Source organism: Kistimonas scapharcae, assembly GCF_039540975.1.
In the GTDB taxonomy this organism is placed as follows: domain Bacteria; phylum Pseudomonadota; class Gammaproteobacteria; order Pseudomonadales; family Endozoicomonadaceae; genus Kistimonas; species Kistimonas scapharcae.
In genome coordinates, this window is the sequence record NZ_BAABFL010000259.1 from 1 (window position 1) to 1,859 (window position 1,859).

Genomic DNA, 1,859 nt, shown 5'->3' on the forward strand with positions numbered 1-1,859 from the left:
CGTTTTGTGCAAAAACTGTACTCTGTTGCCAAAAGTACGGCCAGCTTGCTCACATTCCCAAGGTTAAGCGGGATTTAAGGATCAGGGATAGCGGAATTGAATTGGGATCGGTAATGATTAACGCCGATTCCAAGGTGTTTTATTGAAGTAGATATTAAAAGTAATGAATTAAAGAGGTAGGACTATAACAGACAGGCAAGTCGTACTTTACGACTAATGAAACCAGCATCAGTGCTAGAGAAACCGCTGTTAAAACCCAATCAATCCCGTCACACTGGCGGCAACAAGAAAAACGACGGATTATTCCCATGATTCAATACGTCCGCTCGCTGCTGGCGCTTTGCTGTGTGCTGCTGGCCATACCTGCTTCTGCCGGTTCCCTGGTGATACCCGATATCGCCGGGCAGACCAAAGACACCCTGGCAGAACAACTGGGGCAGCCGGATGGCTGCGAAGCGGCGAAACAGGGTGAAAAGTGTTGGTGGGGCTTTGACCTGGAGATTGTCTTTATCAACGGCAAGGCCGACTGGCTGACGGTCAGTGGCCTGGACAGCCTGCCTTATTCATCGGCGGCGCTGTCCGGCCTGGGATTGTCCACCCGCGCCCCGGACCAGATCGGCGACGACTGGCAACGCTGGCACGGGCTGGATGGTTTGCGGGAATTGACGCTCTATAAGAGTGGGAACAATGTCTGGTATGCGTATGTGAAAACCACGACGCCGTAACGCTTATTTGGTTGCGGCTTTTTCCACGACTTTCAGTGCAATATCCATCGGGGTGGCTGGCGCTTCATCCTTAATCAGTCCAATACTGCCAGGGCGGAACAGGGAAGACAGAACCATCTCTTTGTTAGTGCCATCCAGTCCGTTGTCTTCCTGTAATAGTGCTAGGTAAGTTTTAACCATAGCGACGCGCTCTTCCGCGTCTTCTGCCAGATGCAGTTTGCTGATGAAGATGCGCACCAGTACTCGGATGATCCAGATTGCCAAGGATGACATGACGGCGACGATCGCCATCTTCCAGTAGGCGACAGTTTCTAGACTAAATGCCTTGTATAAACCCCAAGCCATTACAGCTATAAGGACTACAGCAAGAAAGACGGCTATTCCTCCAAACCACTTAGCATATTTTTTGTGGTCACTTGCTTTATTTGACCAATACGTAACTGCTGATTTGGTCGCCATATCGTCGTTGAAGCGCTTTTTTAGAGCCTCCATTTGTTCTGTGTAGGATTGAAGCAGAGAATTGAGGGATTCCTCATTAGAATTGAGCTTTTTCTCAAATTGCTTTTTATGTGCTTCTATTAATTCGCCTTGTTGTTCGACTAGTGATAGAGAAGTTTCTGTTAAAGATGAAATCTCATCTTCTTGTTTTGTTAGCTTTCTCTGCCATTCATTCCGCAGTTCAATCATGGCTTGGCGCTCATTATTGGAACGGGGAACGATTTGATAGTCAAAGTTCGTCGCTAAGACAGCAGCTCGCACATATTCAGGTCGCTGAAATTCCGATCTCATGCCCAAATAATATCTTAAAACGAGGAAGGCAATTTCTTTGTCATCTTCAGCCAATTGAGTGGCGAACTTCACCTTTGTATCACTGCTATGGAGTAGTTTACGTTTGCCATAGTAGGTGCCAAATTTTTCTTGTAGTTGGCGAAGCTGGGTTTCAATCTCCATCTGTTGGATGTTTTTGAGTTCATGAATCAGGCTTGAAATTTCGTTATTAACATGATTTAAGACGTCACGTCCATGTCCATTATTGGGGGGGGAATCACCATTGTAAGTACTCAAAAACCGGTACATAAGGCGATTTCACGTTCTGCCGCCTAAGCTCATCCCCATGTTCCCATTACCGCCTGA

At 47.0% G+C, this 1,859-nt stretch carries 2 protein-coding genes; one reads left to right on the forward strand and one right to left on the reverse strand.

What is annotated here, in order from left to right; genetic code table 11:
* Window positions 1-308 precede the first annotated feature (308 nt).
* Entirely contained in the window at window positions 309-725 is a 417-nt protein-coding gene (locus tag ABD892_RS10835) for a hypothetical protein (RefSeq protein ID WP_345195653.1), read from the forward strand.
* A 3-nt stretch (window positions 726-728) separates the two neighbouring features.
* On the opposite strand, the gene ABD892_RS10840 is transcribed toward ABD892_RS10835, so the two are convergent.
* A complete protein-coding gene (locus ABD892_RS10840; RefSeq protein ID WP_345195654.1) occupies window positions 729-1,790 on the reverse strand; it encodes a DUF6161 domain-containing protein in 1,062 nt (353 codons plus the stop codon).
* Window positions 1,791-1,859: the final 69 nt, after the last annotated feature.

Coding starts and splice junctions, on each gene's coding strand:
- ABD892_RS10835 (WP_345195653.1), top strand. CDS start 309: ATGATTCAATACGTCCGCTCGCTGCTGGCGCTTTGCTGTGTGCTGCTG.